5 protein-coding genes are annotated in these 3964 nt (G+C 73.8%); 4 read left to right on the top strand and 1 reads right to left on the bottom strand.

The window, feature by feature from the left end; all coding sequences use genetic code 11:
* Nucleotides 1–60: 60 nt before the first annotated feature.
* Complete coding sequence (locus ACFWEG_RS28480; RefSeq protein WP_387220848.1) at nt 61–873, bottom strand: transglycosylase SLT domain-containing protein; 813 nt, start codon at nt 871–873, stop codon at nt 61–63.
* 351 nt (nt 874–1224) lie between these two features.
* Between ACFWEG_RS28480 and ACFWEG_RS28475 the strand changes: the two genes are divergently transcribed.
* The 4 genes from ACFWEG_RS28475 to ACFWEG_RS28460 all read left to right on the top strand — a co-directional run bounded on the left by ACFWEG_RS28475 (nt 1225) and on the right by ACFWEG_RS28460 (nt 3913).
* Nucleotides 1225–2373, top strand: a complete 1149-nt coding sequence (locus tag ACFWEG_RS28475; RefSeq protein WP_387220846.1) for a GAF domain-containing sensor histidine kinase — start codon at nt 1225–1227, stop codon at nt 2371–2373.
* On the top strand, nt 2363–3028 hold the full coding sequence (locus tag ACFWEG_RS28470) for a response regulator (RefSeq protein WP_387220843.1): 666 nt from the start codon (nt 2363–2365) through the stop codon (nt 3026–3028). The genes ACFWEG_RS28475 and ACFWEG_RS28470 overlap by 11 nt, the downstream gene beginning before the upstream one ends.
* 208 nt (nt 3029–3236) lie before the next feature.
* Nucleotides 3237–3518, top strand: a complete 282-nt coding sequence (locus ACFWEG_RS28465; RefSeq protein ID WP_387220840.1) for a chaplin — start codon at nt 3237–3239, stop codon at nt 3516–3518.
* Nucleotides 3519–3673: 155 nt separating this feature from the next.
* Nucleotides 3674–3913: a chaplin family protein gene (locus ACFWEG_RS28460; RefSeq protein WP_387220838.1), complete on the top strand. Its 240-nt coding sequence runs from the start codon at nt 3674–3676 to the stop codon at nt 3911–3913.
* Nucleotides 3914–3964 lie beyond the last annotated feature (51 nt).

Here is a 3964-nt window from a genome sequence, read left to right as displayed (position 1 = left end):
CCCGATGACCGGGTGGCCGCCCTCGCGCATGCGCCCTACGGGACTCCCCGCGCGGTCCGCTCAGTACGCGCTGTCGACGTTGTCGATCGAGCCGTAGTTGTCGGCCGCGTAGTTGCACGCGGCGACGATGTTGGCGACGGGGTCGCGCACGTCGTTCGCCGTGCCGGCGACGTGGTACGCCTCGAAGGTCGGCTGAATGACCTGGAGCAGACCGATCGACGGGGTGCCGTTCTGCGCGTTGATGTCGTAGTTGTTGATCGCGTTCGGGTTGCCGCCCGACTCGCGCATGATGTTGCGGTGGATCCCGTCGTAGGAGCCGGGGATGCCGTTGGCGGACATGATGTCCAGCGCCTCGTTGATCCAGCCGTCGAGGTTGTCGCCGTAGCTCTTCGCCGCGGGCGCGGCGGCCGGCTCGGCGGTGGCGGGGGCCGGGGCGGCCCGGCGCTCGGCGGAACGGCTCGCGGCCTGCTCCTGCGCCTCGCGCTCGGCGGCGGCCTTCGCCTCGGCCGCCTTCTTCGCCTCGGCGGCCCTGCGCTGCTCCTCGGCCCGCTTCCGCTCCGCCGCCTTGCGCTCGGCCGCCTTCTTCTGCTCGGCCTTGCGCTTCGCCTCGGCGGCCTTCTTCGCCGCGTCCGCCTTCGCACGCGAGTCGGCGTGGCCCTTCTGCTCCGCCACGGCCTTGCTCATCGAGCCCGCCGTCCCCGTGTAGGCCACCGACTGCAGCGAGGCCGAGCTCGCCGGAGCGGCCTGCGCCTCGGTGGAGTCGTTGCCCGGCACCACGGTCAGGGCGAGAGCGGCGGCGCCCAGGGTGGCGACACCGGCGAGCGAGAACTTGTGGGCCTTGGTCACTCGACCACGGGCGACGTGCTTGGTCATGGGGGAGAACCTCTTCGCATAGCGGTGCCGCGGTGCGAGCAGTGCACCGTGGCGGTCGCCATTCTTAGCGGGCGCAAAATCGGCCCGCAACGATGTGACGTACGACCCGGGATAGTTGTCACCCGCCGCCCGGGCCGTCCGTCCGGGCCCTTGGTCCCTGCCCCGGGGGCCCTTACGGCACCACTACGCCGCTTCGTACGTGACCTGCGTCCTATGCCCCGCCTCACACCCCGCGCGGGCCTCCGTCACCTTCCGTTGCACCTGCGATGCACACCGCAACGGCGCTCCGTCCTGCGCCCTAGGCCCCCGGCCCGATCCGCGGCGGCGCGGCCCGCCGGTAGCGTGGCGTCCATGAGCCACGGACCGAGATCCGGACTTGCCGCCGTCAGCGCCGCGCTGCTGGCGATGAGCCGCCACCTGGAGGTGCGCGACGTCCTCAAGACGATCGTCGCCTCCGCCCGCGAGCTCCTCGACGCCGAGTACGCGGCCCTCGGGGTGCCCGACGACCACGGCGGCTTCGCCCAGTTCGTCGTCGACGGCGTCGGCGAGGAGCAGTGGAAGGCCATCGGCCCGCTGCCCCGCCAGCACGGCATCCTCGCCGCGATGCTCCAGGGCGCCGAGACCGAACGCCTCGCGGACGTGCGCGAGGACCCCCGCTTCGAGGGCTGGCCCGACGCCCACCCGGAGATGTCCGACTTCCTCGGCCTGCCCGTCAAGGACGGCGACGAGGTCATCGGCGCGCTGTTCCTCGCCAACAAGCGCTGCCCCAAGCCCGGGGGCGGCTGCGGCTTCACCGCCGACGACGAGGACCTGCTCGGCATCCTCGCCCAGCACGCCGCCATAGCCCTCACCAACGCCCGCCTCTACGAACGCAGTCGCGAGCTCACCCTCACCCAGGAGCGCTCCCGGCTCGCCCACGAGCTCCACGACGCCGTCAGTCAGAAGCTCTTCTCGCTCCGCCTCACCGCCCAGGCCGCCTCCGCGCTCGTCGACCGCGACCCCGCCCGCGCCAAGGGCGAGCTCCAGCAGATCGCCGCGCTCGCCGCCGAGGCCGCCGACGAGCTCCGCTCGGCCGTCGTCGAACTGCGCCCCGCCGCCCTCGACGAGGACGGCCTCGTCGCCACCCTCGCCGCCCAGGTCCGCGTCCTCGACCGCGCCCACACCGCCCGTGTCACCTTCACCAGCCACGGCACCCGCGCCCTGCCGGCCGCCCAGGAGGACGCCCTGCTGCGGGTCGCCCAGGAGGCCCTGCACAACGCCCTGCGGCACTCCGGCGGGCGCCACGTCGACGTCGTCCTCGAGCGGCGCGGCGGTGGCGCCGCGCTCCGGGTCACCGACGACGGCCGCGGCTTCGAGCCCGCCGCGGAGCGGCTGGCCGGCCGCCACCTGGGCCTGGTCTCCATGCGCGACCGCGCCAGCGGCGTCGGCGGGCGGCTCACCGTGCAGTCCGGGCCCGGGAAGGGCACCACGATCGAGATGGAGGTGCCCGGTGGCGGCTGACCGCGACGAGGCCCGCAGCAGCAGCATTCACGTCCTGCTCGTCGACGACCACCAGGTCGTCCGCCGCGGCCTGCGCACCTTCCTGGAGGTCCAGGACGACATCGAGGTCGTCGGCGAGGCCGCCGACGGCGAGGAGGGCGTACGGCTGGCCGAGGAACTGCGGCCCGACGTCGTCCTGATGGACCTCAAGATGCCCGGCATGGACGGCGTCGAGGCGCTGCGCACCCTGCGCTCGCTCGGCAACCCCGCCCGGGTCCTGATCGTCACCAGCTTCACCGAGCAGCGCACCGTCGTGCCCGCCCTGCGGGCCGGCGCCTCGGGCTACGTCTACAAGGACGTCGACCCCGAGGCGCTCGCCGGGGCGATCCGCTCCGTGCACGCCGGGCACGTCCTGCTCCAGCCCGAGGTCGCCGGCGCGCTGCTCGCGCAGGAGGGGGCCGGCGGCGGCCAGGGCCGGGGGACCTCGCTCACCGAACGCGAGCGCGAGGTACTCGCCCTGATCGCCGACGGCCGCTCCAACCGCGAGATCGCCCGGGCGCTCGTGCTCTCGGAGAAGACCGTCAAGACGCACGTCTCGAACATCCTGATGAAGCTGGACCTCTCCGACCGCACCCAGGCCGCGCTCTGGGCCGTGCGACACGGGATGGCCGACTGACGCGGTCGGGTCGTGACGGGCGGGAGGTGCGGGCGGCTGCGGTGGCGGCCCGGGGCCGCGATGCCGTGCGGGCCGCGGTTCCCGTCCGGGGCGAAATTCATACGGTCGGGTGGTCGGACCCCGTCCGCCGTACCCCGTCCGGCGGACGGGCGTTCTCCAGTGCGCGTCGCGGCGACCGGCCGCGGCCCCCAGGAGGAGGAACCGACCCGTGAAGAACCTGAAGAAGGCCGCCGCCCTCACCATGATCGCCGGCGGACTGGTCGCCGCGAGCGCGGGCGCCGCCTCCGCCACCGGCCACCCCGGCGGCCCCGGCACCCCGGGCAACCCCGGCGGCAGCCAGGCCGTCGGCTCCGCCACCCACTCGCCCGGCGTCCTGTCCGGCAACCTCGTCCAGGCCCCGGTCCACGTCCCGGTGAACGTCGTCGGCAACACCGTCAACGTCATCGGCGCGCTCAACCCCGCCTTCGGCAACCTCGGCCTCAACGGGTGATCCGAACGGGCGGGTGATCCGAACGAGGGAACGTCGAGCCGGGCCGTGTCCCCCGGATGGCTCAGCCGTTCTCCCTGTACGACCCCGACGCCGGGGTCGTACCGCAATGCACGGTCCGGGGCGAGCTCCCGGACCCCGTAGGAGGAACACGTCTCATGAACTCTGCCAAGAAGGCCGCCCTGGCCCTCGCCGTCACCGGTCTCGCGGTCGGCGCCTCCGCAGGCTCCGCGTTCGCCGACGCGGACGCGGCGGGCGAGGCCGCCCACTCCCCGGGCGTCGGCTCCGGCAACCTGGTGCAGGTCCCGGTGAACGTCCCGGTGAACCTCTCGGGCAACAGCGTCAACGTGATCGGCCTCCTGAACCCGGCCTTCGGCAACGCGGCCGTGAACGACTGAGGAACCGAGGCGACGACCTCGGCGGAGAGCCCCGCGGACCCCGGTCCGCGG

The organism is Streptomyces sp. NPDC060194, from assembly GCF_042728285.1.
GTDB lineage: Bacteria > Actinomycetota > Actinomycetes > Streptomycetales > Streptomycetaceae > Streptomyces.
This window is presented reverse-complemented; position numbering and strand designations above follow the sequence as displayed.